Here is a 24,721-nt window from a genome sequence, read left to right as displayed (position 1 = left end):
CCGGGCCTCCGCCCACCCGGTGCCTCTGCCCGGTGCCTCTGCCCGGTGCCTCCGCCCGCACAGCAGGCGGAGGCGATCGGTGGGCCAGGCATCAGATCGAGGCCAGGCATCGGATCGGGTGTACGAGGCGCCGGATCAGGTGGACCAGGTTCTCGATCTCCGGTTGTGGAGGAGCGCGGCCTGGTGGGCCAGGGCCGAGGCGAGCGTGAAGGCGTCGGGCCCCGCGACGTGCTCCTGCACCCCCACGGCCCGCAACTGCGCCGTGATCGGCCGCCGCAGCCTGGCCGTCCACCTGGCCTGGCCCGGCCCCTCCGGGAGATGCTGGATCTCCCATGCGGGATACGTGGTGCGCAGGGCGTCGAGCTGACGCCCGGCGAGCGGGCCGTCGCTCTCGGCCCGCCCTTCGGCCGGGGTGTCGATCATCTCCGTCGCGTCTCCCTGTGCACGCGCAGGATGGCGCGCAGAGCGGCCAGGCTGGGCCTGGTGAGCCGGATCTCGCCGCGTGCGGCGGTCCACCCGGTGTGATCTCGTTCGAACGCCCACCCGGGGAACTCCCGCGTAGCCTCCTGCAGCAGGCGTTCCATGACGAAATCGGCACTCGGCGCTGTGGTCATGAACGCAGGGTGGCATCGGCGCACCGGTGCGTGACGAACTGTGGCGACAGATCTCCCGGTTCGCCATGACCGAACTCTGAGTTCGTACCTCAGGGCAGGATGCCGTGCCGCTCGGCGAGGTAGCGCGCCTCCGGCGCCCAGGACGGCCGCGCCCGTCGCGCCAGCGACCGGACCATCTCTCTCAGCAGCAGCTTGTGGTCGAGCTCCTCCGGGCATTCACGCTCGATTCTCAGCAGGTGGAGCAGGCTGGCGGCGTCGTCGCCGAGGTCTTCGCAGGCGCGGGCGACGTGCCCCAGGTGGGTGGTGCGCCGTTCGATGGAGGGGGTCTGGCGCAGGTCGATGTCGTCGGCGATGCGCAGCACCGCCTCGGGGCGGCCGGTGTCGTTCTCGATGCTGGCCATGTGGATGGCGACGTTGGTGGGGCCGAAGAAGGCCAGGTCGTAGGCCCCCGACCCGTCCTCGACGCGCTCCGCGAGCTGCGCCGCCGGCCCGCGTACCGTCTCCCTGGCCTCGTCGTCGTCGCCGCAGCGGGCCGCGCTGATGGCGGCGAGCAGGTGCAGCGCGCCCAGCGCCTTGATGTGGCGCTCGTCGCCGTCCCCGACGTGCGGCTGGAGGATCTCGATGCCGCGCCGCGCGACGTCGTACGCGATCTGGTGCATGTCGTCGGACAGCATCGACTGCCCCAGATTCCAGTACGACCACCCGAGCATCAGCGGATCGCCGGACTCCTCGGCGAAGCGCATGGCCCGGTCGGCGGCCATATGGGCGAGATCCACCCGCTGCAGGTGCTTGAGCACACCCCTGGCCAGCATGTACGCGTCCGTCGCCACGCTGTACGCGGCCGGCGTGCGCTCCAGCGCGAGGTGCTCGGCATCGGAGACCAGCGAGGGCAGGGCCGCCATCAGGACCGAGTAGCGGCGCGTCGAGGTGAACCAGGTGTTGCGGGCCGCCGTCACGCGTTCTGAGAGCTGCTCGGCGTCGGGCGGCTCGATGTCGGGCGGCGAGGTGCGGCCGGTGAACAGGGCGCGCTCGATGTCGCTGATCTGCGGCCGGCTGGGCTCGTGCGAGTCGCGCGGGGCTTCGCCTAACAGCACGGCGGTGCGCACGCCGAGCACTTTGGCGATCTCGCGCAGGAGGGGGAGCGAGGGGGTTCGCTTGCCGTGCTCGATCAGCTCGATGTGCCTGGTGGTGCATCCGGACTGGGTGGCCAGCGCGGTGGTGCTCATGCCCCGCCGTTCGCGCTGGAGCCTGACCATTTGCCCGGTGCTGATTTCGGTCATGGGCGCGATGCCTCCTGGCTCTGTCCCGACACCCACAGGCTAGGGCTCCAAGAAGGCGGCTGCCATGGTTTCCGCCCTGCTCAGGAGGGGCCGCGCCCTGAGTGGTGAGACAGGAGACGGGCCAGAAAATCCGTGAATCGCTCACGTTCCGGACCGGTCAGGGGCGCGAGCAGGTCCTCCTGGAGCTCCGAGATCAGCTTGTCCAGCCGGCTCAGGTGCCGGCGGCCCTGGGACGTGATGGTGATGACATTGCGGCGGCGGTCTCCGGCGTCCGGCGCGCGCTCGACGTAATCGCGTTCGGCCAGCTCGTTGATGACGGCGACGAGGTCGCTGCGGTAGATGCCGGTGCGCCTGCTCAGCTCCGCCTGGCTCATCGGGCCGCTCTCGCGCAGCGCCACGAGGGCCGCGTAGTGCCATTTGCGGGCGTCCGCGCCGGCGAGCCCGTCGCTGACCAGCCGGTCGGAGTGCATGGCGACCAGCGAGAGCATCCGGCTGGGCAGGACCCGCAGCGGGGCGGGGGTCTCCTGCTCGTCCATGGGGTCCGTCATGCGGTGATCCTATCCCGTTGCGTTAGTGGCACTAACGATGTACGTTCGTTAGTGCCACGAACGTTAGTCCAACGAACGAATGGGAGAGTGGCATGCCTGAGATCGACGTGCTCGGCTCGACGATGTACTACGAAGACGTGACGACCCCCGGCGCCGCCGGTGATGGCGCCACGTTCGTCTTCCTGCACGGCAACCCGTCCTCATCGCGCCTGTGGCGGAATGTGCTGCCCGGGGTGGCGGCCCCCGGCCGGCGGCTGCTCGCCCCCGATCTGATCGGCATGGGCCGCTCGGGCAAGCCCGACATCCCCTACCGGCTGGGCGACCATGCCCGCTACCTCGACGCCTGGTTCGACGCGCTGGGGCTGGAGGAGGTGGTCCTCGTCGGGCACGACTGGGGTGGCGTGCTGGCCTTCGACCGGGCCGTCCGCCATCCGGGGCGGGTGCGCGGGGTGGCCTTCATGGAGACGTTCGTCCGCCCGCTGAGCTGGGCGGACCTGGGTGAGGCGCCGCGGGCCCGGTCGGAGCTGATCCGCGGTCCGGAGGGCGAGGCTCTGGCGCTGGAGCAGAACTTCCTGGTGGAGAGCGCGTTCACCGGCGGGGTGCTGACGGCGTTGAGCGAGGAGGAGAAGGCGCCGTACCTGGCCCCGTACCCGACTCGTGAGAGCCGCCGCCCGCTGCTGACGTGGGCGCGCTCCATCCCGCTCGACGGCGATCCCGCCGACGTGGCCGAGACCGTCGAGCGGTCCGGGAAGTGGCTGGCGAGCAGTGACGACGTCCCCAAGCTGCTGCTCACGTTCGACTCCTCGCCGACGCTGCTGGTCGGCGCGGAGCTGGCGGCCTGGTGCGCGCGGAACATCGCCGCGCTGGAGACCGAGCACTGCGGGCCGGCCGGGCATCACGCGCCGGAGGATCGGCCCGCGGCCATCGCCGCGGCGATCGCCGCCTGGGCGTCCCGCCACGGCAACTAGCGACACCGGCCCAGGGCTAGCGGCACCGGCCCAGGGCTGGCGGCACCGGTCAAGGGCCGGCGGCACCGGTCAAGGGCCGGTGGCGCCAGTCCGGGGCTAGCCGTACCGGTCCGGCGCCGGTGGCGACAGTCCCGGGCTAGCGGAAACGGCGGCGGCTCGTGTGCGACATCACCTCGCGCAGCGTGTCCGCCGCCGCCCGCAGGGTCTCCTCGGGCACCCCGCCCGCCACCTCCTCGTAGCCCCTGGCCGCCGCCTCCAGCCCGGCCACCGCCATGCGCCGCCCCTCGTCCGTCAACTGGACCCAGCGGCTGCGCGCGTCGCCGGAGTTGGCCTCGCGCTCCACGTAGCCGGCCGCGGTGAGCCGCTGGAGCACGTTGCTGATGCCGCCCGAGGTGAGGAACAGCGCCTTCGACAGCTCGCTCGGCCGCAGCCGGTACGTCGGCGGCTCCGCCCTGTTGAGCGCGGCCAGCACGTCGAACTCGGCATAGGTCAGCCCCAGCTCCGCCAGCTCGGCCTTGACCGCCTGGTCGAACTGCTGGTGCAGCCGCGTCAGCCGTTTGCCCAGCTCCAGCGTGGCGATGAGCGACGGCGACAGCTCCGCCTCCACCCAGCGGGGCACCATCGCGTCGACCTCATCCGGTTTCACCCCATCGAGAATACCGATCAGCCGATTGCTTTTCTAAAAGCTTCTCGTTAAGCTTTTAGGCATGGCAACCACCACTCTGATCAAGAACGGCATCGTCATCGACACCGAGCCGGAGCCCGTCGTGCTGGGGCCGGCGGACGTGCGGATCGAGGACGGCGTCATCGCCGAAGTAGGCCCCAACCTGACTGTGGGCCCGGGCGTGGAGGTGATCGACGCCACCGGCCGCCTCGTGCTGCCCGGGTTCGTCGACACCCACCGGCACACCTGGCAGGCCGGCATCAGGGCGGTCACGCCCGACATCACCTTCCCCGGCTACCTGAGCCGGATCCTCGGCGAGCTCGCCCCCCGCTACCAGGCCGCGGACGTCTACGCGGGCAACCTGGCCGGCGCGCTGGAATGCCTCGACGCGGGCATCACCACCCTGCTCGACTGGTCCCACATCCAGTTCACCCCCGGCCACACCGACTCCGCCGTGCGGGCGCTGCGCGACTCCGGCATCAGGGGCGTGTTCGGCTACTGCTACGGCGGCGCGGAGGGCGGGCTCGCGAACGAGACCAGGCGCGTACACGAGCAGCTCTTCGGCGCCTCCGGCGGCCTGGTCACGATGGTCCTCGCCGCGCTGGGCCCCGAGATCGCCGGAGAGGAGCGCGCGCTGGAGGAGTGGCGCCTGGCCGCGGAGCTCGGCCTGCCGGTGACCGCGCACCTGGGCGGGCACGGGAGCGAGAGCGCCGAGCGCGGCCTGGCGTTCCTGGAGTCGAACGGCCTGCTCGGCACCCCCACCACCTTCGTGCACGCGCTGCACTACACCGACGAGCAGTTCAAGCGCATCGCCGCGGCCGGCGGCAGCGTCTCGGTCTCTCCCGTGGACGAGATGAACCTGGCCCTCGGCTACCCGACCACCGGCCGCGCCAGGGCGGCGGGGATCCCGACGGGGCTCAGCGCCGACACCGTGGTGTGCGCGCCGGGCGACATGTTCAGCCAGATGCGGACCGCCCACCTGCTCGAACGCGGCCGTCCCGGCGGCGCGGGGCTGGGCTTCAGCACGCGTGACGCGCTGCGGATGGCCACCATCGAAGGCGCGGAGGTGCTCGGGCTGGGCGACGTCGTCGGCTCGCTGCGGCCGGGCAAGCAGGCCGACCTGGTGATGCTGCGCACCGACACGCTCGGCATGGCGGCGGCCCACGACCCGATCGGCGCCGTCGTGCTGAACGCCGACACCAGTACGGTGGAAACGGTCATGGTCGGGGGGCGTGTCGTCAAGCGTGGTGGGCAGTTGCTCCACCACGACCTGGCGACGGTCCTCGCGGCGCTGGCGGAATCGGCGGATACGCTGACGCGCGCGTGATCATCGCCCTGGCTCGGGGGTAGGGCATTCCCGGGGAGTGGGTGCGGATGGCGAGTGTGGCGCAGCGGATCGAGTCGGTGAAGGCCTGGGGCCGCGGCAAGGTGGCCGCCTTGCGGGTGCGCAGGCTGTGGATCGATCATCTGATCAGGGCGGTCCAGCGCTACGAGGGCCAGTGGGGCGACCGGCTGGCGGGCGCGGTCACGTACTTCGCCTTCCTGTCCTTCTTCCCCCTGGTGGCGCTGTCGTACGCGGTGCTCGGGTTCGTGGTGGCGACCAGCGAGGCCGCCAGGAACGCGATGGCGCAGGCGATCACCGAGCGGCTGCCGGGCATCGGCGCGCAGATCGACTTCAAGGCCATCGGCGAGGCCAAGGCGGCCGCCGGGATCATCGGCCTGCTCGGCCTGCTCTACGCCGGGCTCGGCGCGATGGACGCGCTGCGCGGGGCGCTGCGCGAGATGTCGATGACGACCACGCCGCCGCTCAACTTCTTCCTGGGCAAGCTGCGCGACCTGGCCTCGACCGTCATGATCGGGGTCACAATGCTCACGTCCGTGCTGGTCGCGGGATTCGCCACCACGGCCACGGACAAGGTCATGGACACGGTGTTCGGCGACAGCTCCCCGGCGGCCAACCTGGGGATCAGGATCCTGGGGCTGGTGCTGAGCGTGGCGGCCGACTGGCTGCTGTTCCTGATCCTGCTCGGCTGGGTGGCCAGGCCGACGCAGCCGTTCCGGATGACGGCCAGGGGGGCGCTGCTCGGCGCGATCGGGTTCGGGCTGCTCAAGCAGGTGGCCACGCTGCTGCTCGGGACGACCCTGGGCAACCCGATCTACGGAACGTTCGCCGTCATCGTCGGCCTGCTGGTCTGGATCAACTTCTCGGCCCGGCTCATCCTCTTCGTCGCCGCCTGGACGGACACCGCCGGGATCTGCCCGCCGCCGGCCCCCACACCGGTTCCCCTGGACACGGACGTGCCCGGCGGCCGGACGTCAGAGGCGTGACCTGCCGCGCCTGCGGCGGATCCCGTAGCCGAGCCAGATCAGCCCGAACAGCAGCCCGCCGCCGATCACCACCATGCCGACCGTCTTGCTGGAGTCGGTCTGCTTCTTGGCGGCGGTGTCCAGCAACGGCGGCTGGGCGGCCGGGGTGACCTGCGTGGCCGGCGCCGACGCCCCTGGCTGGGGAGCGGCCTGCGCGTCGGGCAGCGGGTCCACGAGCTGACCGACCGGCGTGGCGTTGCCCCTGACCGAGAAGCCCCAGTCGAGCAGATCGGCCACTTCCTCCCAGAAGTAGCCCTCGTGCCGCATGACGCTCACCACGATCGTGTGCCCGCCCCGGGTGGCCGCGCCGACGAAGCTGCCCAGCGCCTTCGAGGTCCAGCCGTTCTTGACGCCGACCATGCCCTTGTAGCGCCAGAGCAGCTTGTTGTGGTTGCTGATCTCGTAGTGGCCCTTGGGCGCCGGGAAGGTGGACGTCTTCGTGCTGATGTAGCGCTTGAACTCGGGGTTGGCCAGGCCGGCCCGCGCGATGAGCGCCAGGTCGTAGGCCGAGCTGCTCTGGCCGGGCTTGTCCAGGCCGCTGGGCGTCTTGGCCACGGTGTCGTTCGCCTGCAGCCGCTTGGCCTCGGCGTTCATGTCACTCATGGTCTGCGCGAGGCCGCCGTTCGTCTCGGCGAGGGCCATCGCCGCGTCGTTGCCCGACGACATCATCAGCGCCTTGAACAGGTCGTCGATCTTGTACGTGGCCTTGACCGAGAGGCCGACCGCGGTGCCCTCCTGGTTGCAGGCGTTCCTGCTCGGCCGGATCTTGCGGTTCTTGTCCAGCTTCGGGATGAGCGTGAGCGCGGTCAGCGTCTTCAGCGTGCTGGCGGGCAGGTAGCGCCCGTGGGCGTCCTTGGCCGCCAGCACCTGGCCGGTGTCCGCGTCCGCGACGACGTAGGAAGTAGCCTTGGTCTTGGGCGGCTTCTTGACGCCCGCAGGTGCGACCAGGCCGCGGCTGCCCAGCGCCTCGCCGCCGACCGGCGTCGTCGGTGCGGCATATGCGGTCCCGCCAGTGAGCGAGACCGAGGCGATGAGTGCCGTGACTGGCACGATTTTCGTCCACATGGCGGTCTCAGCGTAGCTCCGGGTGAATGTCCATGTGGCGACACATCCCCCGAAGATCCACCTTCGATACTAGAGAGATGGGCATGTCACGAAAGATCGCCGGATTCCTCATCATCCTCGGCGCGTTCATGATTTTCGAGTGGGTCAACCTGGGGTTTAACTTGGCCGACGGTCATCCGACCGCCTTCTACGTGGTGCACGGCATCCTGATCGCGGTCAACATCGTCCTCGCCGTCGTCCTGGGGGTCATCGGCTGGCGAGGCCTCCGCGGCGCTTCCGTCAAGGGCCGCAGAGGAGACGCCGGGTGAGCGCGTGCAGCTCGTCCGCCTCTTCGCGGGAGTCGCCGATCGTGGTGAAGCCCAGCTTGCCGTACTCGGGGACGGCTCCGAGCAGGTGGAACACGTTGCCGGTACGCCGTTCCGCGTCGAACCCGACGCCCATCCGGCCGGCCGCGCGCATGACCTCGCCGGGGGTGCGTCCCCGCAGGCAGGAGGAGGCGCAGTTGTCGGTCGCGGTGTAGAACTTGGGCTGGTCGCCGGCCATGAGCAGGCCGGTGCCCAGGTCGTACGTGGCCCCGGTCGTCAGCACCGCCGCGCCGAACGGGTGCGTGGTGCCGCCGATGCGCAGGTTGATCTCGCACAGCAGCGCCGCGTAGCCTCCGTCGGCCTTCAGCGCGAAGAAGTCCATCCCGAACAGCCCGACCACCCCGCGCCCGGCGAGGATCTCCGCGATCCGCGCGGCCGATGCGCCCACCTCGGCCCGGTACTCGGGCGCCGCGGGGAACGTGCAGCCCTGGTAGACGTGGTTGTTGGCGCCGCCGAGCACCTGGTCGTGCGTGGCGAGCACCTGGGCCTCGCCGCCGGGCGTGATTTGGGCCAGCGCGCTCGGGTAGTAGAGCGGGCGATGTTCGATGAACTCCTCGACCACAGCCCCCCGGCCCCTGATCTTCGTGGTGAAGCTGCTCCAGGTCTCACCGGCCGCCGAGAAGCTGATCAGCGATCTGTCGGCCTTCGAGACGATCGCGTTGCCCAATCCCGAATACCCGTCGTTCAGCTTGACGATCACCCGCTCACCCGGCAGGGCCTCGATCGCCTCCTCGATCTCGACGACCGACCGAACGTCGCTGAAGCCGCGCGCCATGGGCACGCCGGCCTCGTGGCCGACCTCGCGGGAGCCGCTCTTGGAGCCGTAATAGGCCAAGGAGGTGGCCGGACCGTAGATGGGAACGTTGAGTAGCGAAGCCAGCTCCTCTTCGAGCTCGCTGAGGACGAAGGGGACGAGCCAGGAGTCACCGTCGATGGCGCTGCGTAGTTGCTCGATCGCGTCGGGACGAGAGAGCAGGGTTTGGGTCAGCGGCTGGGACCACGGGTCGTCGAGGCTGATCAAGGTGAGACGCTTGGCCGCATCATCCGGATCGGGCAGGAACGCGAAGTAGTAGTCGATGATGTCCGGATCGATCGGCGCGGAGGAGAGGTAGATCACCTTGACCCCGGGTTCCCGGAGCGTGAGGAGCAGAAAAAGCAACCGCTCCTCGTACGATCTGGCCGCTGTGATGCGACGGAGCTCGTCCTGCGGCAGGGAGAGCGAGGGTACGACCACCAGGGTCCCCTCGCTCGGCTTGAAGATGCTCAATCCAGCATGCTTCTCCCCGAACGGGATATTAGTGATCATATAGTGAGTGAAACACGCATTTTTCTCAAATGCAGCCATCGCCGGAGTGTCATGACCATGACGGAAGGTGACAGGATTCGGAATCGCTGACCACGTTTGGAAGTGGCGACATCGGGTCACTATCTAATGATCCCTTGTGACTATTTCCGGATCATGGGGCCGTTCACGTACCGTGACCACCTGCGGTTTCGGGCAGGCCGTCGGCTAGCTTTTGGTGTATCTGTCGGCGAGAAGTCGCGCGAGAGCGATAAAGTCGAAGCATCGCCATCGGGCTTCACGGCCGACCGCCGTGCCACCCAGGCTGCAGCGGCACTCGCGACAGACGAACGCAACGCCCGTGCTGACGAACTCGCGCACCTCGACCAGGGGGTGTGTTTTTTGATTCGCCGAGCGGCCGCTCGACCAGGGTGGCCACACGCGGGATGGACGAGTATTCACAGCGCATGCGCCGCGATCGCCGCAATCTTGGGGCCCGCGGCATTGGGACGGGATGGTGACATATGCGGGGACGTGAGCTGCGGGGGGAACTCGACGCGTTCCTGGCGGAGATCGAGCCGGAGCTCGTGGCATTCCGCCGCGACCTCCACATGCATCCAGAGCTTGCCTTCGCCGAATATCGCACGACACAGCGGATCGCCGATCGGCTCACGGCCGCCGGGCTGACCCCTTCGGTGCTTCCTCGTGGCACCGGCCTCATCTGCGACGTGGGCAGCGGCGACGGTCCGACCGTGGCACTGCGCGCCGACATCGACGCGCTGCCGCTGCAGGACGAGAAGGACGCGTCCTACCGCTCGACGATCGCCGGCGCCTGCCACGCGTGCGGGCACGACGTGCACACCACGATCCTGCTCGGCACCTCGCTCTTCCTCGCCCAGCAGGCCGCGGCGGGGCTGCTGCCCGGCCGCGTACGCCTGATCTTCCAGCCCGCGGAGGAGCTGCCCGGCGGCGCGCTCGAAGTCATGGCGCAGGGTGGCATCAGCGGTGTGGACCGCATTTTCGGCCTCCACTGCGACCCCCGCGTGGACGTCGGCCAGCTCGGGCTCAGGTCCGGCCCGATCACCTCGGCGTGCGACAAGCTCGTCGTCCGCGTCTCCGGTCCCGGCGGCCACACCGCCCGTCCCCACCTGACGGCCGACCTGGTCTTCGCGCTGGCCAAGATCCTCACCGAGCTGCCCGCCGCGCTGTCGCGCCGGGTGGACCCGCGCTCGTCGCTCAGCCTCGTCTGGGGCAAGGTCGAGGCCGGATCCGCGGCCAACGCCATCCCCGACGACGGGATCGCCGAGGGCACCGTGCGCTGCCTCGACGAGAACGCCTGGCACGCCGCTCCCGACCTGATCAAGTCCCTGCTCGAGTCCGTGGCCGGCGCCTATGGCGTGGAGGCCACGATGGACTACACCCGCGGCGTGCCGCCGGTGGTCAACGACGAGGTCAGCGTCGAGATGCTGGCCGAGGCGGCGGAGCGGGCGCTGGGCGCGGGCGCCGTGGTGCCGACGCAGCAGTCGCTCGGCGGGGAGGACTTCGCCTGGTACCTCGAGTCGATCCCCGGGGCGTTCGCCCGGCTGGGGACTCGGTCGCCTGACGGGTTCACGTATGACATCCATCAGGGGACGTTCGACGTGGATGAGAAGGCGATCTCGATGGGGGTGCGGGTGATGGCCGCCACCGCGTTGACCGCGTTGTGGGACGTGGGGCCGCTCGACTCGATCACCAGCGCCATGGCCTGACCCGGGGCCCTGACCCCTCCGACCCCCGCCGTACTCCGGCGGGGGTCTTTTTTGTGGGGTGGCGGGCCTGGGGTCCTTTGGCCTCCGCCGTCCTCCGGCTGGGGTCCTTTCAGGGGGTGCGGTGGGGGTCTTCTGATGGGGTGGGGCGGGGGTGCGGTCCCCAGGTCCTCCGTTCGGAAGAGGGGGTTGGGTTAGAGCAGTTTGCCGAGGACTACCGGGAGGCGGAGTGAGGAGCGGGCGGGGGAGACGGTGATCTTGGTGCCCGGCGGGTAGCGCAGCGTGTAGTCGAAGTCGGTGGAGATGAGCACCAGGCCCAGCCGGTGGCCCTTCTTGAAGACGTAGTCCGTCGGCTGGAAGTCCCAGGCGAAGGTGTACTCCTTGCCCGGGCGCAGGGGCTCGGTGCGGTCCGGGCGGTGGCGGTTGCGGACGTCGAGCCAGCCCCTGGTGACGATCTTGTACGGGGTGGTGGCGGTGCCGAGCGTCCTGAGGGTCGTGCAGCCGGTGTCACCCGGGATGCCCTGGCCGTAGCAGTAGGACTGGCCGGTCGAGAGCAGGGTGCCGTTCGGGCGGACGTCCGTGCCGTAGTCCACCAGCAAAGCCGTCAGGTACGGCGATGCGCCGTCCTTCAAGGAAGCCCGCACCGACACCGTGGGCGTGCCGGAGATCCGGACGTCGGCGGGGAGGGCGCCGGTCGTGTACGCCAGCCGGTTCGGATCGGCCCCTGCCGACTCCACGAGCTGCTCGGCGGTCCTGACCTTCTGGTCCACGAAGGACTCGGCGGCCGCGCGCGGGCGGGGGAGCAGGCCCAGCGTCGAGCCGGAGCCGGGATACAGGGGCACGGTCGCCGATCCGGGCAGCGGCCACGACGCGTGCTGAGCCCACTGGCCGGCCGCGAACTCCACGTCCGCCTGCGGCTCGCGCATGATGCCGGTGTCGATGCCGTGCAGCCAGTAGTCGAACCAGCCGTGCAACTGGCGCAGCCATTCGACCGTGCGCAGGTTGAAGGGGTTCATGTGGGTGCCCTGGTGCAGCCAGATCTTGCGCGGCACGTGCCGCTTGGACAGGGCGTACCACCACTGGGCGAACTGCTTGGTCTTGACGTTCCAGTCGTTGAGCCCGTGCACCAGGAAGACGCTCGCCTTGACCTTGCCCACGTCGTTCAGGTAGTTGCGGTCGTTCCATAGCGGGCTGTAGTCGCCGGTCACGCGGTCCTGGGTGGCGGTGAGCGTGTCCATCAGAGCGCCGCACACCTCCTGGCCGTTCTGCCTGGTCAGCACGTACTTGGCCAGGACGTCCAGGTCCTCGCCCTGGAAGCCGCCGGGGGCCAGGACGCCGCCGTTGGCGCGGTAGTAGTCGTACCAGCTGGAGATCGCGGCGATCGGCACGATCGTCTTCAGGCCCTCGACGCCGGTCGAGGCGACCGCGTTCGGCAGGGTGCCGTTGTACGAGACGCCGATCATGCCGACCTTGCCGGTGGACCAGGTGGCCTCGACCGGGTCGCCGGCGGCGTCGAAGCCCTTGGCGCGGCCGTTCAGCCAGTCGATCGCGGCCTTCGGGCCCGCGGTCTCGTTGCGGTCGCCCGAGGTCGGGCAGCCGGTGGCGCGGCCGCTGCCCAGGTTCTCCACGAGGGCGATGGCGTAGCCGCGGGGCAGGAAGTAGTTGTCGTAGTAGCCGTCGAACGGTTCGGCGGCCAGCTTGTTCGCGGCTCTGGTCAGCGCGGGCAGCGGGTTGCCGTTCGCGTCCACGTCCACGGGATGGTTGGCGACGTCGTTGCCGCCCGCGTAGTACGGACTGGCCTCCATGATCACGGGTACCTTCAGTCCCGCGTCGGTCTCCTTGGGGCGCAGGATGTCCACGGCGACCCGGTCGGGGTTGCCGTCGTTGTCGCTGTCCGTGCCCGCTACCTCGACGAACACCGTCTGGGAGATGGCGTCCGCCCGGGAGAAGATCGGCTGGGTGGCGTTGTTCTCGATCTTGATGGTGGGGGTGTCGGCTGAGGCCGGCGTGGCACCGGTGAGGCTCGCGACGAGTAGCGCGGCCAGCGGTACGGCTATGGCCTTCCAAGGCTGCATACGGGGCTCCGATACGAAGATTCGTCCGTCGGTGGGAATCTCTGCCAAGATCCGGTCTTCGGCAAGAGGTGATCGCATGCCAAAGTTGGGCAAAACTTTCCAAGCTCGTGTCGAGTGCCTGAATCGCGATTCAGGTCACGGACGCGACTGATGTCGATAACGGAGCGGTTGCGACACTGTGTGCCGGTTTGGTTCGCCCTGGTCAAGCAACTATCTTCCGTGCAGGTGCCGTACGTTTCTTCGCGCCTGCGATGAAGTTCGGCGGCGGGGAAATGGAAGGGAGTCGCCTTGCTCGGCAAGCGATTCAGCAGGATGACCGTCGGTTCGGTGGCCGGGGTCATGCTCATGGCAGTCGCCGCCTGTGGCGGCAGCGGTGGGGGCACCACGGCGAGCGAGGCGCCCAGCAGCGCCGGCGCGAGCAGCGAGGCTCCGAAGAGCGCGCTCAAGGTCGGCCTGGCGTTCGACGTCGGCGGGCGCGGCGACAAGTCGTTCAACGACGCGGCTTACGTCGGCCTGGAGAAGGCGAAGACCGACCTCGGCGCGGAGATCAAGGACCTGAGCCCGTCGTCCGACGGCTCCAATCGGGGTGAGCTGCTCCGTCAGCTCGCCGACGCCGGTTACAACCCCGTCATCGGCGTGGGCTTCCTCTACGACAACGACATCAAGACGGTCGCCGCCGAGTACCCCGAGATCCAGTTCGCCGTCGTGGACTCGCTCTCCAGCGGCCCGAACGTCACCGGACTGCAGTTCGCCGAGGAGCAGGGCTCCTACCTGGCGGGCGTCGTCGCCGCGAACAAGGCCAAGAACGGCCACGTCGGCTTCGTCGGCGGTGTCGAGATGGACCTGATCAAGAAGTTCGAGGCGGGCTTCGTGGCCGGCGTCAAGTCGGTCAAGAAGGACGCGAAGATCGACGTCGCGTACATCTCCGCCGACCCCGCGATCGGCTTCAAGGCGCCCGACAAGGGCAAGGTCGCGGCCGACAAGATGTTCCAGGACGGCGCGGAGATCGTCTACCACGCGGCCGGCGACTCCGGCACCGGCGTGTTCCAGGCGGCCGCCGCGGCCGGCAAGAAGGCCATCGGCGTCGACTCCGACCAGCGCGAGACCATCAAGGACGCCAAGCTGCAGCCGGTCATCATGACCTCCATGCTCAAGCGCGTCGACGTCGGCGTGTTCGAGTTCGTCAAGGCCTTCCAGGGCGGCGCCAAGGGCGGCAACAACGTCGTCTACGACCTCAAGGTCGACGGCGTGGGCCTGGCGACCACGGGCGGCGAGATCGACGACCTGAAGGACAAGCTCGACGCGGCGAAGAAGGACATCGTGGACGGCAAGATCACCGTTCCGTCCAAGCCGTAATTCGGGGTAGGAGTGACAGCTGAGGGCCCGGAGTCCCAGACTTCGGGCCTTCCGTCTACCCCCGCTCCCGCTCTCTGGAGAGGCGACATGAGTGCTGACACCCTGGCCACGGCGAAACCCGCCGTAGAGCTGGAGGGCATCACCAAGCGTTTCCCCGGCGTCGTCGCGAACCACGACATCCGCATCACCGTCGAACCCGGCACGGTGCACGCCATCGTCGGGGAGAACGGCGCCGGCAAGTCCACCCTCATGAAGATCCTCTACGGCATGCAGAAGCCGGACGAGGGCACGATCAAGGTCAACGGTGCGGAGGTCAGCTTCCGCACGCCGAGTGACGCCATCGGCGTCGGCATCGGCATGGTCCACCAGCACTTCATGCTGGCCGACAACTTCACCGTCCTGGAGAACATCATCCTCGGGGCGGAGCCGAAGAACGTCGGCTTTCTCGACATATCCGCCGCCAGGAGACGCATCACCGACCTGGCCGGCGCCCACGGCCTGCGGGTCGACCCCGACAGGCGGGTGGAGGACCTCGGCGTCGGCGACCGCCAGCGCGTGGAGATCCTCAAGGTGCTCTATCGCGGCGCCCGGATCCTGATCCTCGACGAGCCGACGGCCGTGCTCGTACCGCAGGAGGTCGAAGAGCTCTTCCAGAACCTGCGCGAGCTCAAGTCCGAGGGCCTGACCGTCATCTTCATCTCGCACAAGCTCGACGAGGTGCTCGACATCGCCGACGCGATCACCGTGATCAGGCGCGGCACCACGGTCGCGAGCGTGAGCCCGAGCGAGGTGACCGCGCGCCGGCTGGCCGAGCTGATGGTGGGCAGCGAGCTGCCCACGCCGGAGACCCGCGAGTCCACGGTGACCGAGAAGGTCGCGGTGCGGGTCTCGCACCTGACCATGGACGCGGAAGGCCACAGGACCGTCCTGCCCAAGGGCGTCTCCGCCGAGGGCTACGCCGGGACGCTGCGCGCGGAAGGCCGGCGGCTGCTGCTCGACGACGTGTCGTTCGACATCCACGAGGGCGAGATCCTCGGTGTCGCCGGCGTCGAGGGCAACGGCCAGAGCGAGCTGATCGAGGCCATCATGGGCCTGCGTCCCGCGATCGGCGGCATCGAGCTGAACGGCGCCGACATCAGCTCCTGGTCCACGTTGCGGCGCAGGGAGTCCGGCATCGGCTACGTCCCCGAGGACCGGCACCGTCAAGGACTGCTGCTGGAGGGCTCACTCTGGGAGAACCGGGTGCTGGGCCACCAGACCAGGCGGCCGTCCAAGAGCGGCATCTTCATCAACCGGCGGGCCGCGAAGGCCGACACCGAGCGCATCGTCAAGGACTACGACGTGCGCACGCCCGGCATCGACACCCTCGCCCTGGCCCTGTCCGGCGGCAACCAGCAGAAGCTGATCGTCGGCAGGGAGATGAGCGGCGAGCCCAAGTTCCTCATCGCCGCGCACCCCACGCGCGGCGTGGACGTCGGCGCGCAGGCCGCCATCTGGGACCACCTGCGCAACGCCAGGGCGGCGGGGCTGGCCGTGCTGCTCATCTCCGCGGACCTGGACGAGCTGATCGGCCTGTCCGACACGCTGCGGGTGATCTACCGGGGACGGCTCGTGGCCGGGCTCGACCCTTCCGACGTCACGCCCGAGCAGCTGGGCGGATACATGACCGGCGCCATCGCCGGCACTGAGGAGACGTGATGCCCGCGGGGCTCTATCGCGCGCTGCTGACCTTCGCCGGCGCCGTCGCCGCGATCGTCCTGGCCATCGCGATCTCCAGTGTGGCGATCATCGCCGCGGGCGCCAGCCCGGGTGACGCCTTCGCCGCGTTCTTCAACTTCGGCGCCACCGACCGGACGCTGGCCACCGGCCTGGCCGCCATGATCAACCGGGCCGTCCCGCTGTTCATCGCCGGGCTCGCGGTGGCCGTCGGCTTCCGGATGAACCTCTTCAACATCGGCGTCGAGGGCCAGTACCGCCTGGCGGCGATCTGCGCCGCGTACGTCGGCACCGTCTTCGTCGGGCCGTCCTGGCTGCAGATCACCGTCATCATCCTGGTGGCGATGGTGGTCGGCGGCCTCTACGCGCTGATCCCCGCGCTGATGAAGACCGGCAGAGGGGTCAGCGAGGTCATCTCGACCATCATGCTGAACTTCATCGCGATCAACATCGCCTCCTTCCTGGTCCGCGGCCCGTTCGCGGGCCAGCGCGCCGAAGGCCAGCTCGCCAACACGACGCAGACGCTGCCCCAGTCGGCGTGGTTCCCCAACCTCAACTGGATCTTCGGGGCGTTCGGCCTGCCGGCCCCGCGCGGCGGCGGGCTCTGGGGTTTCCTGCTCGTCGCGGTCGTGCTCGGCGTGGTGCTCTGGGTGGTGCTGGAGCGCACCCGGTTCGGCTTCGACATCAAGGCGAGCGGCCTGAACGCGACGGCCGCCGTGGCCTCGGGCGTCAACGCGAAGAAGATGGTCATCTCGGCGATGGTGCTCTCCGGCGCCATCGCGGGACTGATCGGGCTGCCGGAGATCCTCGGCGACAAGCACGCCTTCAACTCCGGCTTCACCCCGGGGCTGGGCTACCTGGGCATCGCGGTCGCGCTGCTCGGGCGGAACAAGCCGGTCGGCATCGCGATCGCCGCGCTCCTGTTCGGCTTCCTCGACCGGGCGCAGGGGCCGCTGCAGATCGCCGGCCTGCCGTCCTCCGTCATCGTGATCATGCAAGGGACGATCGTGCTGCTGGTGGTCATCGCCAACGAGATCACCGGCCGGATCGCGGTGCGGCGCGAGGAGCGCTACGCGGCCAGGCAGCTCGGCAGGAACACTCCGGTTGAGGTGGGGGCATGACGAGGCTCAGCAAGTATCACCTGGCCCTCATCGGCTTCGCCGTACTGATCCTGCTCATGTCGCTGATCCGGATCGTGACCGGCTACGACGACATCACCTCGTCCGGCACCTTCGCCGCCGCCCTGGGGCTGGCCGTGCCGATCGGGCTGGCCGGGCTCGGCGGGCTCTGGGCGGAGCGGGCCGGCGTGGTGAACATCGGTCTCGAAGGCATGATGGTGCTCGGCACCTGGTTCGCCGGCTGGGCCGGATACCAGTGGGGCTTCATGGCCGCGCTGCTCGCGGGGCTGATCGCCGGTGCGCTGGGCGGGCTGCTGCACGCGATCGCGACCGTGTCGTTCGGCGTCGACCACATCATCAGCGGCGTCGCCATCAACCTGCTCGGCCCCGGCATCACCCGCTTCCTGTCGGAGACCTTCTACAAGGAGGGCACCTCCGCGGCCGCCGCGGGCGCGGGCCTGACCACCTCGCCGGGGATGTCCTCGCAGGCGCCGGAGGCGAGCCTGCCCCTGCTGTCCTCGGGGCCCGACCTGCTCGGCATGCTGGAGAACACCCACATCTTCCTCCTCTCCGACCTGGCCGGCATCCTGCGCGGGCTCACGCACGACGTGAACGTGCTGGTCATCGTGGCCGTCCTGATGCTGCCATTGACGTTCTTCGTGCTCTGGTACACGGCCTTCGGGCTGCGGCTGCGCTCGGCGGGCGAGAACCCGTGGGCGGCGGAGTCACTGGGCGTGAACGTCCTGCGGATCAAGTACGTCGCGGTCGTCATCTCGGGCGCCTTCGCCGGGCTCGGCGGCGTGTTCCTGGTCTTCATCACCAGCAAGTACGTCGAAGGTCAGACGACGGGCCGCGGGTTCATCGGCCTGGCCGCGATGATCTTCGGGAACTGGCGGCCTGGCGGGCTCGCCGCGGGTGCCGCGCTGTTCGGCTACGCCGACGGCCTGCAGCAGCGCAACTCCGGGGCGGTGACGTCGTTCTTCCTGTTCGGCGCGGTGCTGCTGCTCATCTACATCGGCGTCAAGATGCGTGGGATGCTGGGCTCGAACCAGCCCGCCGAGCTCGTCACCCGGGCCTCCAGGGAATACACCCTGATGGCCGGCGCCGCGGTCGGCGCGGTGGTGCTGGTGTGGCTCTGGCTCACCGTGGACAAGCTGCCGAACGAATTCGTCTTCATCACGCCGCACGTCCTGACGCTGCTGGTCCTGCTGGTGGCCTCGCAGAACCTGCGGATGCCCGCGGCGGACGGAGTGCGCTACCGCCGAGGGGAACAACATTGAACATCGACTGGGACGGCCTGCGGAACGAGGCGGTGGACGCCATGCACCACGCGTACGCGCCGTACTCCAAGTTCCCCGTGGGCGCGGCGGCGCTCGTCGACGACGGGCGGATCGTCACCGGCTGCAACGTCGAGAATGCCTCCTACGGCGTGGGGCTGTGCGCGGAGTGCGGCCTGGTGTCGGCGCTGCAGCTCTCGGGCGGCGGCCGGCTGGTGGCCTTCACCTGCGTGGACGGCCACGGCGAGCTGCTGATGCCGTGCGGGCGCTGCCGGCAGCTCCTGTACGAGTTCGGCGGCGAGGACCTGCTGGTCGAGACCGTGGACGGGCCCAAGCGGATGGCCGACATCCTCCCCTACGCGTTCGGGCCCCAAGACCTCAGCAAGAGCCTGTGATGGACGCGATCGAGATCATCCGCGCCAAGCGGGACGGAGGCGAGCTGACGACCGCCCAGATCGACTGGGTGATCGACGCCTACACCCGCGGCGAGGTGGCCGACGAGCAGATGTCCGCGCTGGCCATGGCCATCCTGCTGAACGGCATGGACCGGCGCGAGATCGCCTCCTGGACCCAGGCCATGATCCGCTCGGGCGAGCGCATGGACTGGTCCGCGCTCGACCGGCCCACCGCCGACAAGCACTCCACCGGCGGGGTCGGCGACAAGATCACGCTGCCGCTGGCGCCGCTGGTGGCGGCGTGCGGGGCGTACGTGCCGCAGCTCTCGGGCCGCGGCCTCGGCCACACCGGGGGCACGCTCGACAAGCTGGAGTCGATCCCCGGGTGGCGGGCCTCGCTGTCCAACGACGAGATGCTGGACGTCCTGCGCACGGCGGGCGCGGTCGTCTGCGCCGCCGGCTCCGGCCTGGCCCCGGCCGACAAGAAGCTGTACGCCCTGCGGGACGTCACCGGCACCGTCGAGTCGATCCCGCTGATCGCGTCGTCGATCATGTCCAAGAAGATCGCCGAGGGGACGGGCTCGCTCGTCCTCGACGTGAAGGTGGGCTCCGGGGCGTTCATGAAGACGCCTGAGACGGCCAGGGAGCTGGCCGAGACCATGGTCGCGCTCGGCACGGACGCGGGCGTGCGCACGGTGGCGCTGATGACGGCCATGGACCGGCCGCTGGGGCGGGCCGTGGGCAACGCGCTGGAGGTCGCCGAGTCCGTCGAGGTGCTGGCCGGCGGCGGGCCCGCCGACGTGGTGGAGCTGACCGTACGGCTCGCGCGGGAGATGCTGGAGGCCGCAGGAGTCTCCGCGGCCAAGGATCCGGCCAAGGCGCTGGAGGACGGGTCGGCCATGGACGCCTGGCGGCGCATGGTCTCCGCGCAGGGCGGGGACCCCGACGCGCTGCTGCCTCGGGCGGCCGAGACGATGACCGTCGAAGCGCCGTCGTCCGGGATGCTGACCAGGCTGGACGCTTACGCGGTGGGGCTGGCAGCGTGGCGGCTGGGGGCCGGGCGGGCGCGCAAGGAGGACCCGGTGTCGTTCGGGGCGGGCGTCGTGCTGCACGCCAAGCCGGGGGATCTGGTGCGCGAGGGACAGCCTCTGCTGACGCTGCACGCCGATGAGACGGCCCGGTTCGGGCGGGCTCTGGAGGCGTTGGAGGGCGGGTATGCGGTCGGGACGGCACGCGCGGAGCAGCTTCCGCTGGTGATCGACCGGATCACGGCCTCGTAGCGGTCGCTTTCGCGCCGGCCTGCGCTGAGGTCCTTTTGGGGAAGCGGTGGCCCCTGGCGGTCGCTTTGGGGAAGCGGTGGAGCGGGCTCTCAGCGGGAGAGGGCGGCGGGGGCTTCGGCTTCGGTGAAGATGCCGGCGAGGACCGCTCGCTGAGTGGGGAGGGCCTCCGCGTGGCGGGCGCGGCCCTCGTCGGTGATGCACACGAACACGCCCCTGCGGTCCGCGTCGCAGACGCCGCGTGAGACCAGCGTGGCCTTCTCCAGGCGCGCCACCACCCGGGACAGGGCGCTCTGACTCAGATGGACCTCGTCACAGAGCTCCTGGATGCGCAGCTTTCTGTCGTGATGGACGATCCGATCCAGCACCTCGAACTCGCTGGGCCCCAGCCCGTGCCGATCGCCCAGCTCGCGCTCCAGCGCGCACATGGCCTTGGCATGTTTGGCCAGGACGTAGTGCCAGGTCTCGACCACGAACTCCTCGTCCATGTCGCGGAGGTTACCACTTCGCTAAAACTCATGCAACAGCATTAAATGCGTTTGCATTAGATGCGGATGCATGTAGTCTCCAGTCTCATGTCCTCTTCCTCATCCCGTTGGGGCGCGCTCGCCGTGCTCTGTGCAGTGATATTCCTTGACGCCCTGGACGTCTCGATGGTCGGTGTCGCCCTGCCGGCCATCCAGCACGACCTGGGCCTGAGCACTTCTTCCCTGCAGTGGGTGGTCAGCGGCTACGTGCTCGGTTATGGCGGTCTTCTGTTGCTCGGGGGCAGGACCGCCGACTTGCTCGGGCGACGCAGGGTGTTCCTGGTCGCGCTGGGTGTTTTCGCCGTGGCGTCGTTGCTCGGTGGTGTCGTGGACGACGGCGGGCTGCTGATCGCGGCCCGGTTCGTCAAGGGTGTGGCCGCGGCGTTCACCGCACCGGCGGCCTTGTCGATCATCACGACGACCTTTCCCGAAGGACCTGAGCGCAACAAGGCGTTGAGCATCTTCACCGCCTGTGGCGCCAGCGGTTACTCGCTCGGCCTCGTCCTGTCCGGCCTGCTGACGGAGATCGGCTGGCGGTGGACGCTGCTGATGCCGGTGCCCGTCGCGATCATCGCGCTGGTCGCCGCGCTGAAGCTGCTCCCGCGTGGCGCCGAGGACCGGGCCGAGGGCGGCCACGACCTCGTCGGCGCCGTGCTGATCACCGCGTCCATGCTGCTGCTGGTGTTCACCGTCGTGCAGGCGCCCGAGGCCGGCTGGGCCTCGCTGCAGACGATCGGCTCGCTGGCAGGCGTGGCGGTGCTGCTCGGCCTGTTCGTCTTCACGGAGCTGCGGATCAAGCACCCGCTGGTACGGCTCGGCATCCTGCGCTCCGGCTCCATCGTGCGGGCCAACCTGGGGCTGCTGATCCTGATGGGCTCGTACGTCTCGTTCCAGTTCGTGGCCATGCAGTACTTCCAGAACCTCCTGGGCTGGTCGGCCCTGGGCACCGCCATGGCGTTCCTGCCCGCAGGCCTGCTCGTCGCGGTCACCTCGACCAAGATGGGCGACTTCGCCGACAGGTTCGGCACCGGCAAGCTGATCGTCATCGGCGCGGCCGCCCTCGCCGGCGGATACGCGATCTTCCTCGGCATCGACCGCACGCCGAGCCTGGGCGGCATGGTGATCCCCGGCATGATCCTGCTGGGCATCGCGTTCGCGCTGTCGTTCCCCTCGCTGAACATCCAGGCCACCAACGGCGTGGACGACGACGAGCAGGGGCTGGCCTCGGGGCTGCTCAACACCTCGGGCCAGGTGGGTGGCGCGATCGTGCTCGCCGTCGTGACCGCCGTGCTCACCTCGGGCGGCGAGACGCTCTCGATCGGCGCGTTGCGTGCGGCCATCGTGGTGTCGCTGGTCCTGGCCCTGGTCGGGCTGGCCATCTCCGCCGCGGGGTGGCGCACGCGCAAGGCCGTGGCCACCGAGAAGGAGAGCGTGCCGGTCTACGAGACCGTCTGAGCACCTGAACGCGAAGGGACCCCGCCGCCCGGGCGGGGTCCCTTTCGCGTCGGCCGTCTCAGTCGCTCAGCGCGCCGAGCGGGGAGTCGTATTCGAGCGACTCCGACAGCTCTTCCGCGATCTCGCCGGTGGCGCCCGAACGCACGTCGACCTTGGTCAGGAAGACGTACTCGTCGTCCCACTGGCGGATCAGGACCTCGTCTTCACTGATCCAGCGCTCGACCGCGAGCACTTCGTAGTCTTCGAGCGCCGTGCGTTTGCCGGTGACGCGGCCGGTGCGGGCGTCCATGGTGATGACCTTGGAGTCCTGCGTCACCAGGGCCAGCGTGTGGCCGTCGGGGGAGAGCGCGCCGCCGTACTCGACGAGCCCGGGGTCGATCCGGAAGGCGCCCTCCACGGTGCCCGGCTTGCCCAGGCGGATGGTGGTGATGGAGGCATGGCCGGGGACGTCGTCCACGTCCTCCTGCTCGGTGACCAGCCGCGAGCCGTCGTCGCGCACGGCCAGGATCCGGACCGCCTCGCCGTGGTCGTAGTGGGTCACGCCCGTCTCGAAGTCGAGCGTCGCGCCGTCGGAGACGCCGAAGTCGACGGCGAAGAACCGGCCGTTGGGCGACGTCGTGAGGTGCGGGTCCACCGGGCGGTCCTGTACGCCGATCGTCTTGACCCGGCCGGTGGGCAGGTCGCGGACGACGTACGCGCCCGTGGTGTCCCGGTAGGCCAGGCGGTGGCCGTCCTGGCTGATCGCGAGGGGCAGGGTGGAGCCGTTGCCCTTGTCGTAGCCCGCGCGGGCGCCCTGCAGCCGCCATTCCTCGCCCGACGCGGTCGTCAGCCGCCACTGGCCGCAGGGCGGCGGGTCGTTCGAGTCGCCGCTCTCCTCGCAGTAGTTCAGGTTCGCGTGGCTGACGGGGTCGCTCAGCTTGGCCGGCAGCGCGTCGGGGAGCCGTTGCGGTGTCGGCGTGTAGTCGAGTCCTGGGGTGCGCTCAGCGGTCGCGCGTTCGACGTTGCGGGCCAGGGCGTCCAGGCCGAGCGTGGTCATCGCCACGAGGGCGCCCAGCGCACCCAGGGACGCGGCCGTCCACGTGAGCGCGCGGATCCGGCGGCGCCTGGTGATGCGGCTCAGCACGGGCTCGGAGAGGTGGACGTGCGGCATGCCGGCCGCGACACGGATCAGGGCGGCGCGCAGGCCGGGGTCGTCGGCGGCCGGGTCCTGCGCGTCCCAGGATGCGGCGGGGACCGTCCACGGGGCGTCGGCCGCTCTGGGCGCGACGCCGGGGGACCCCCAGGGCGCCGCCCATTGGGCCGGGGCTGCGTCGTCCGTCGGGTCTGCGTCTTCTCCCGGGTCCGCGCTTTCCGCCGGGTGCGGGGCTTCTGTCTGGGGCGGGGCTTCTGTCGGGTCTGCCGGGGTTGCTGTGGGGTCCTCTTGTGGCTCGGGCGTGGTCGGGGCGGGGAAGAGGTCGGGGCGGGCCGCTCTAAGGTCTGTACGGGCCTGCTGCGTCTCCTGCGTCAGCACGGCGATCCACAGGCCGGTGACCGCCGCCGCCTGCTGAGCCGGCAGCCCGTCGTGGAACTGCGCCACGACGGCCGCCCGAGCCCTGGGTCGCAGCGCGGCCAGCGGGTGCTCGCCGGTCGCCGGCGGCACCCGTACGCCCAGGTAGCGCCGGTACAGCTCGCGCAGGACGGTCCCGGCCGGCTGGCTCCAGCGCACCGAGGACCAGCGGCGGCAGACCGTGACCAGCGCGTTGGTCGCGAGGTCTCGCGCCTGCTCCGCGTCGCCCGTCAGCAGGTACGCGGTCCGGGCGAACGAAGGTCCGTAGTTAGCCAGAAAAGTCGGTAACTCGTTTGATTTGATCACGTATATGACTCCTTGTGGGTTGATAAGGGTAGAGGGAGCCCCGGTTTCGCGGAAGGCCCGGTAAACGGGGGCACCGATCGGCCGTGGCACCGCTTGCAGGCCTGTGGGCTGGGCATCTACCGGGCATGCGCTCGTCATCCCCGCATGGCGTCCGGTCGTCGCGCTCCCGCGCCGTCGCCCTGCTCGCCTGCCTCGCCGTACTGACCGCTTGCGGTACGGCCCCGCAGACCGCCCTGCCCGAGACCCCGGCCGCCGACGACTCCACCGCAGACTCCACCGCAGACTCCACCGCCGGGCCGACCGCCGGCCGGGCCACGTCCGACCCCGACACCCCGACCAGCACCACCGAGGTGGACGTCGAGCGGGACGGCGTCGAGCCCGCCATGGTGACGGCCGTGCGTTACGGGGCCCACGAGACGTACGACCGCCTGGTCGTCGATCTCAAGGGCGGCGTGCCGGGATACAGCGTCAAGTGGGTCGACGCGTTCGTGGAGGATGCCTCGGGCAAGCCCATCGACGTCCACGGCGGCGCATACCTGCAGCTCACGCTCTTCCCGGCGAACGCCCACGACGACGAAGGCGTGCCCTCCTGGAGCGGCGGCCCGATCTACCCGGCGAACCTCACCAACCTCACCGACATCGTCAGGACGGGCGATTTCGAGGGCCGCGTCGGCATCGGGCTCGTGCTGGCCAAGCAGGCCGGATTCCAGGTCCAGGAGAAGGGCGGGCCGAGCCGCCTGATCATCGACGTGGCCCACTGAATCGCTTGATATCG

Annotated in this window: 23 protein-coding genes; 13 read left to right on the top strand and 10 right to left on the bottom strand. The window is 69.8% G+C overall.

Features of this window, described 5'->3' with window-relative positions; all coding sequences use genetic code 11:
• Positions 1-135: 135 nt before the first annotated feature.
• The 4 genes from ABEA43_RS01555 to ABEA43_RS01540 form a co-directional block, all read right to left on the bottom strand.
• The gene (locus ABEA43_RS01555) at positions 136-423 is read right to left on the bottom strand and encodes a hypothetical protein (RefSeq protein ID WP_345557832.1); all 288 of its coding nucleotides are present in this window, start codon (positions 421-423) and stop codon (positions 136-138) included.
• Positions 420-614: a hypothetical protein gene (locus ABEA43_RS01550; RefSeq protein ID WP_345557830.1), complete on the bottom strand. Its 195-nt coding sequence runs from the start codon at positions 612-614 to the stop codon at positions 420-422. Before ABEA43_RS01550 ends, ABEA43_RS01555 begins: the two co-directional genes overlap by 4 nt.
• An 89-nt stretch (positions 615-703) precedes the next feature.
• Positions 704-1,894 (bottom strand): helix-turn-helix domain-containing protein, encoded by a 1,191-nt coding sequence (locus ABEA43_RS01545; protein WP_345557828.1) that lies wholly within the window; start codon positions 1,892-1,894, stop codon positions 704-706.
• 80 nt (positions 1,895-1,974) lie between these two features.
• Positions 1,975-2,442 (bottom strand): MarR family winged helix-turn-helix transcriptional regulator, encoded by a 468-nt coding sequence (locus tag ABEA43_RS01540; protein ID WP_345557827.1) that lies wholly within the window; start codon positions 2,440-2,442, stop codon positions 1,975-1,977.
• Between the two features lie 92 nt (positions 2,443-2,534).
• Here ABEA43_RS01540 and ABEA43_RS01535 point away from each other — a divergent pair, with 92 nt between their 5' ends.
• Positions 2,535-3,410, top strand: a complete 876-nt coding sequence (locus tag ABEA43_RS01535) for a haloalkane dehalogenase (RefSeq protein ID WP_345557825.1) — start codon at positions 2,535-2,537, stop codon at positions 3,408-3,410.
• A 136-nt stretch (positions 3,411-3,546) separates the two neighbouring features.
• Here the strand turns inward: ABEA43_RS01535 and ABEA43_RS01530 are convergent, their stop codons facing one another.
• Positions 3,547-4,056, bottom strand: coding sequence for a MarR family winged helix-turn-helix transcriptional regulator (locus ABEA43_RS01530; RefSeq protein ID WP_345557823.1), 510 nt, complete (start codon positions 4,054-4,056; stop codon positions 3,547-3,549).
• A gap of 61 nt (positions 4,057-4,117) precedes the next feature.
• On the opposite strand from ABEA43_RS01530, the gene ABEA43_RS01525 reads away from it, so the two are divergent.
• Both ABEA43_RS01525 and ABEA43_RS01520 read left to right on the top strand, forming a co-directional pair.
• Positions 4,118-5,401, top strand: a complete 1,284-nt coding sequence (locus ABEA43_RS01525) for an amidohydrolase family protein (RefSeq protein ID WP_345557821.1) — start codon at positions 4,118-4,120, stop codon at positions 5,399-5,401.
• A gap of 47 nt (positions 5,402-5,448) precedes the next feature.
• A complete protein-coding gene (locus ABEA43_RS01520) occupies positions 5,449-6,402 on the top strand; it encodes a YihY/virulence factor BrkB family protein (RefSeq protein ID WP_345557819.1) in 954 nt (317 codons plus the stop codon).
• Here the strand turns inward: ABEA43_RS01520 and ABEA43_RS01515 are convergent.
• Complete coding sequence (locus ABEA43_RS01515; protein WP_345557817.1) at positions 6,391-7,491, bottom strand: D-alanyl-D-alanine carboxypeptidase family protein; 1,101 nt, start codon at positions 7,489-7,491, stop codon at positions 6,391-6,393. The two genes, ABEA43_RS01520 and ABEA43_RS01515, sit on opposite strands and share 12 nt — an antisense overlap.
• A gap of 98 nt (positions 7,492-7,589) precedes the next feature.
• Here ABEA43_RS01515 and ABEA43_RS01510 point away from each other — a divergent pair, with 98 nt between their 5' ends.
• The gene (locus tag ABEA43_RS01510; protein WP_345557815.1) at positions 7,590-7,814 is read left to right on the top strand and encodes an SCO4848 family membrane protein; all 225 of its coding nucleotides are present in this window, start codon (positions 7,590-7,592) and stop codon (positions 7,812-7,814) included.
• Here ABEA43_RS01510 and ABEA43_RS01505 read toward each other — a convergent pair.
• Positions 7,786-9,138 carry a peptide ligase PGM1-related protein gene (locus ABEA43_RS01505; RefSeq protein ID WP_345557813.1) on the bottom strand — a complete coding sequence of 451 codons (1,353 nt, stop codon included), beginning with the start codon at positions 9,136-9,138 and terminating at the stop codon, positions 7,786-7,788. The genes ABEA43_RS01510 and ABEA43_RS01505 overlap by 29 nt on opposite strands.
• A 539-nt stretch (positions 9,139-9,677) precedes the next feature.
• Between ABEA43_RS01505 and ABEA43_RS01500 the strand changes: the two genes are divergently transcribed.
• Positions 9,678-10,901 (top strand): M20 family metallopeptidase, encoded by a 1,224-nt coding sequence (locus ABEA43_RS01500; RefSeq protein WP_345557811.1) that lies wholly within the window; start codon positions 9,678-9,680, stop codon positions 10,899-10,901.
• 191 nt (positions 10,902-11,092) lie between these two features.
• Here ABEA43_RS01500 and ABEA43_RS01495 read toward each other — a convergent pair whose 3' ends face one another.
• Positions 11,093-12,973 (bottom strand): Xaa-Pro dipeptidyl-peptidase, encoded by a 1,881-nt coding sequence (locus ABEA43_RS01495; protein WP_345557809.1) that lies wholly within the window; start codon positions 12,971-12,973, stop codon positions 11,093-11,095.
• Positions 12,974-13,261: 288 nt separating this feature from the next.
• On the opposite strand from ABEA43_RS01495, the gene ABEA43_RS01490 reads away from it, so the two are divergent.
• From ABEA43_RS01490 to ABEA43_RS01465, 6 genes are all read left to right on the top strand, one after another.
• Positions 13,262-14,329, top strand: a complete 1,068-nt coding sequence (locus ABEA43_RS01490) for a BMP family lipoprotein (RefSeq protein ID WP_345557807.1) — start codon at positions 13,262-13,264, stop codon at positions 14,327-14,329.
• 87 nt (positions 14,330-14,416) lie between these two features.
• On the top strand, positions 14,417-16,027 hold the full coding sequence (locus tag ABEA43_RS01485) for an ABC transporter ATP-binding protein (protein ID WP_345557805.1): 1,611 nt from the start codon (positions 14,417-14,419) through the stop codon (positions 16,025-16,027).
• Positions 16,027-17,166 carry an ABC transporter permease gene (locus ABEA43_RS01480; protein ID WP_345557803.1) on the top strand — a complete coding sequence of 380 codons (1,140 nt, stop codon included), beginning with the start codon at positions 16,027-16,029 and terminating at the stop codon, positions 17,164-17,166. The genes ABEA43_RS01485 and ABEA43_RS01480 overlap by 1 nt, the downstream gene beginning before the upstream one ends.
• Positions 17,163-18,443, top strand: a complete 1,281-nt coding sequence (locus ABEA43_RS01475) for an ABC transporter permease (protein ID WP_345557801.1) — start codon at positions 17,163-17,165, stop codon at positions 18,441-18,443. Before ABEA43_RS01480 ends, ABEA43_RS01475 begins: the two co-directional genes overlap by 4 nt.
• Positions 18,440-18,835 (top strand): cytidine deaminase, encoded by a 396-nt coding sequence (locus ABEA43_RS01470; protein ID WP_345557799.1) that lies wholly within the window; start codon positions 18,440-18,442, stop codon positions 18,833-18,835. The genes ABEA43_RS01475 and ABEA43_RS01470 overlap by 4 nt, the downstream gene beginning before the upstream one ends.
• Positions 18,835-20,115, top strand: coding sequence for a thymidine phosphorylase (locus tag ABEA43_RS01465; RefSeq protein WP_345557797.1), 1,281 nt, complete (start codon positions 18,835-18,837; stop codon positions 20,113-20,115). The genes ABEA43_RS01470 and ABEA43_RS01465 overlap by 1 nt, the downstream gene beginning before the upstream one ends.
• 89 nt (positions 20,116-20,204) lie before the next feature.
• Here ABEA43_RS01465 and ABEA43_RS01460 read toward each other — a convergent pair whose 3' ends face one another.
• Complete coding sequence (locus ABEA43_RS01460; protein WP_345557795.1) at positions 20,205-20,600, bottom strand: MarR family winged helix-turn-helix transcriptional regulator; 396 nt, start codon at positions 20,598-20,600, stop codon at positions 20,205-20,207.
• 135 nt (positions 20,601-20,735) lie between these two features.
• Here ABEA43_RS01460 and ABEA43_RS01455 point away from each other — a divergent pair, with 135 nt between their 5' ends.
• A complete protein-coding gene (locus ABEA43_RS01455) occupies positions 20,736-22,094 on the top strand; it encodes an MFS transporter (protein WP_345557793.1) in 1,359 nt (452 codons plus the stop codon).
• 58 nt (positions 22,095-22,152) lie between these two features.
• Here ABEA43_RS01455 and ABEA43_RS01450 read toward each other — a convergent pair whose 3' ends face one another.
• Positions 22,153-23,946 (bottom strand): hypothetical protein, encoded by a 1,794-nt coding sequence (locus tag ABEA43_RS01450; RefSeq protein ID WP_345557791.1) that lies wholly within the window; start codon positions 23,944-23,946, stop codon positions 22,153-22,155.
• 125 nt (positions 23,947-24,071) lie between these two features.
• Between ABEA43_RS01450 and ABEA43_RS01445 the strand changes: the two genes are divergently transcribed.
• A complete protein-coding gene (locus ABEA43_RS01445) occupies positions 24,072-24,707 on the top strand; it encodes an AMIN-like domain-containing (lipo)protein (RefSeq protein ID WP_345557789.1) in 636 nt (211 codons plus the stop codon).
• Positions 24,708-24,721 lie beyond the last annotated feature (14 nt).

Origin of the sequence: Nonomuraea rosea (assembly GCF_039539705.1) — a bacterium.
In the GTDB taxonomy this organism is placed as follows: domain Bacteria; phylum Actinomycetota; class Actinomycetes; order Streptosporangiales; family Streptosporangiaceae; genus Nonomuraea; species Nonomuraea rosea.
This window is presented reverse-complemented; position numbering and strand designations above follow the sequence as displayed.

What these genes read in the sequence shown, in the direction of transcription:
- ABEA43_RS01555 (WP_345557832.1), bottom strand. Translation starts at nt 423, where the DNA reads ATGATCGACACCCCGGCCGAAGGGCGGGCCGAGAGCGACGGCCCGCTC.
- ABEA43_RS01550 (WP_345557830.1), bottom strand. Translation starts at nt 614, where the DNA reads ATGACCACAGCGCCGAGTGCCGATTTCGTCATGGAACGCCTGCTGCAG.
- ABEA43_RS01545 (WP_345557828.1), bottom strand. Translation starts at nt 1,894, where the DNA reads ATGACCGAAATCAGCACCGGGCAAATGGTCAGGCTCCAGCGCGAACGG.
- ABEA43_RS01540 (WP_345557827.1), bottom strand. Translation starts at nt 2,442, where the DNA reads ATGACGGACCCCATGGACGAGCAGGAGACCCCCGCCCCGCTGCGGGTC.
- ABEA43_RS01535 (WP_345557825.1), top strand. Translation starts at nt 2,535, where the DNA reads ATGCCTGAGATCGACGTGCTCGGCTCGACGATGTACTACGAAGACGTG.
- ABEA43_RS01525 (WP_345557821.1), top strand. Translation starts at nt 4,118, where the DNA reads ATGGCAACCACCACTCTGATCAAGAACGGCATCGTCATCGACACCGAG.
- ABEA43_RS01520 (WP_345557819.1), top strand. Translation starts at nt 5,449, where the DNA reads ATGGCGAGTGTGGCGCAGCGGATCGAGTCGGTGAAGGCCTGGGGCCGC.
- ABEA43_RS01510 (WP_345557815.1), top strand. Translation starts at nt 7,590, where the DNA reads ATGTCACGAAAGATCGCCGGATTCCTCATCATCCTCGGCGCGTTCATG.
- ABEA43_RS01500 (WP_345557811.1), top strand. Translation starts at nt 9,678, where the DNA reads ATGCGGGGACGTGAGCTGCGGGGGGAACTCGACGCGTTCCTGGCGGAG.
- ABEA43_RS01495 (WP_345557809.1), bottom strand. Translation starts at nt 12,973, where the DNA reads ATGCAGCCTTGGAAGGCCATAGCCGTACCGCTGGCCGCGCTACTCGTC.
- ABEA43_RS01485 (WP_345557805.1), top strand. Translation starts at nt 14,417, where the DNA reads ATGAGTGCTGACACCCTGGCCACGGCGAAACCCGCCGTAGAGCTGGAG.
- ABEA43_RS01480 (WP_345557803.1), top strand. Translation starts at nt 16,027, where the DNA reads ATGCCCGCGGGGCTCTATCGCGCGCTGCTGACCTTCGCCGGCGCCGTC.
- ABEA43_RS01475 (WP_345557801.1), top strand. Translation starts at nt 17,163, where the DNA reads ATGACGAGGCTCAGCAAGTATCACCTGGCCCTCATCGGCTTCGCCGTA.
- ABEA43_RS01465 (WP_345557797.1), top strand. Translation starts at nt 18,835, where the DNA reads ATGGACGCGATCGAGATCATCCGCGCCAAGCGGGACGGAGGCGAGCTG.
- ABEA43_RS01460 (WP_345557795.1), bottom strand. Translation starts at nt 20,600, where the DNA reads ATGGACGAGGAGTTCGTGGTCGAGACCTGGCACTACGTCCTGGCCAAA.
- ABEA43_RS01445 (WP_345557789.1), top strand. Translation starts at nt 24,072, where the DNA reads ATGCGCTCGTCATCCCCGCATGGCGTCCGGTCGTCGCGCTCCCGCGCC.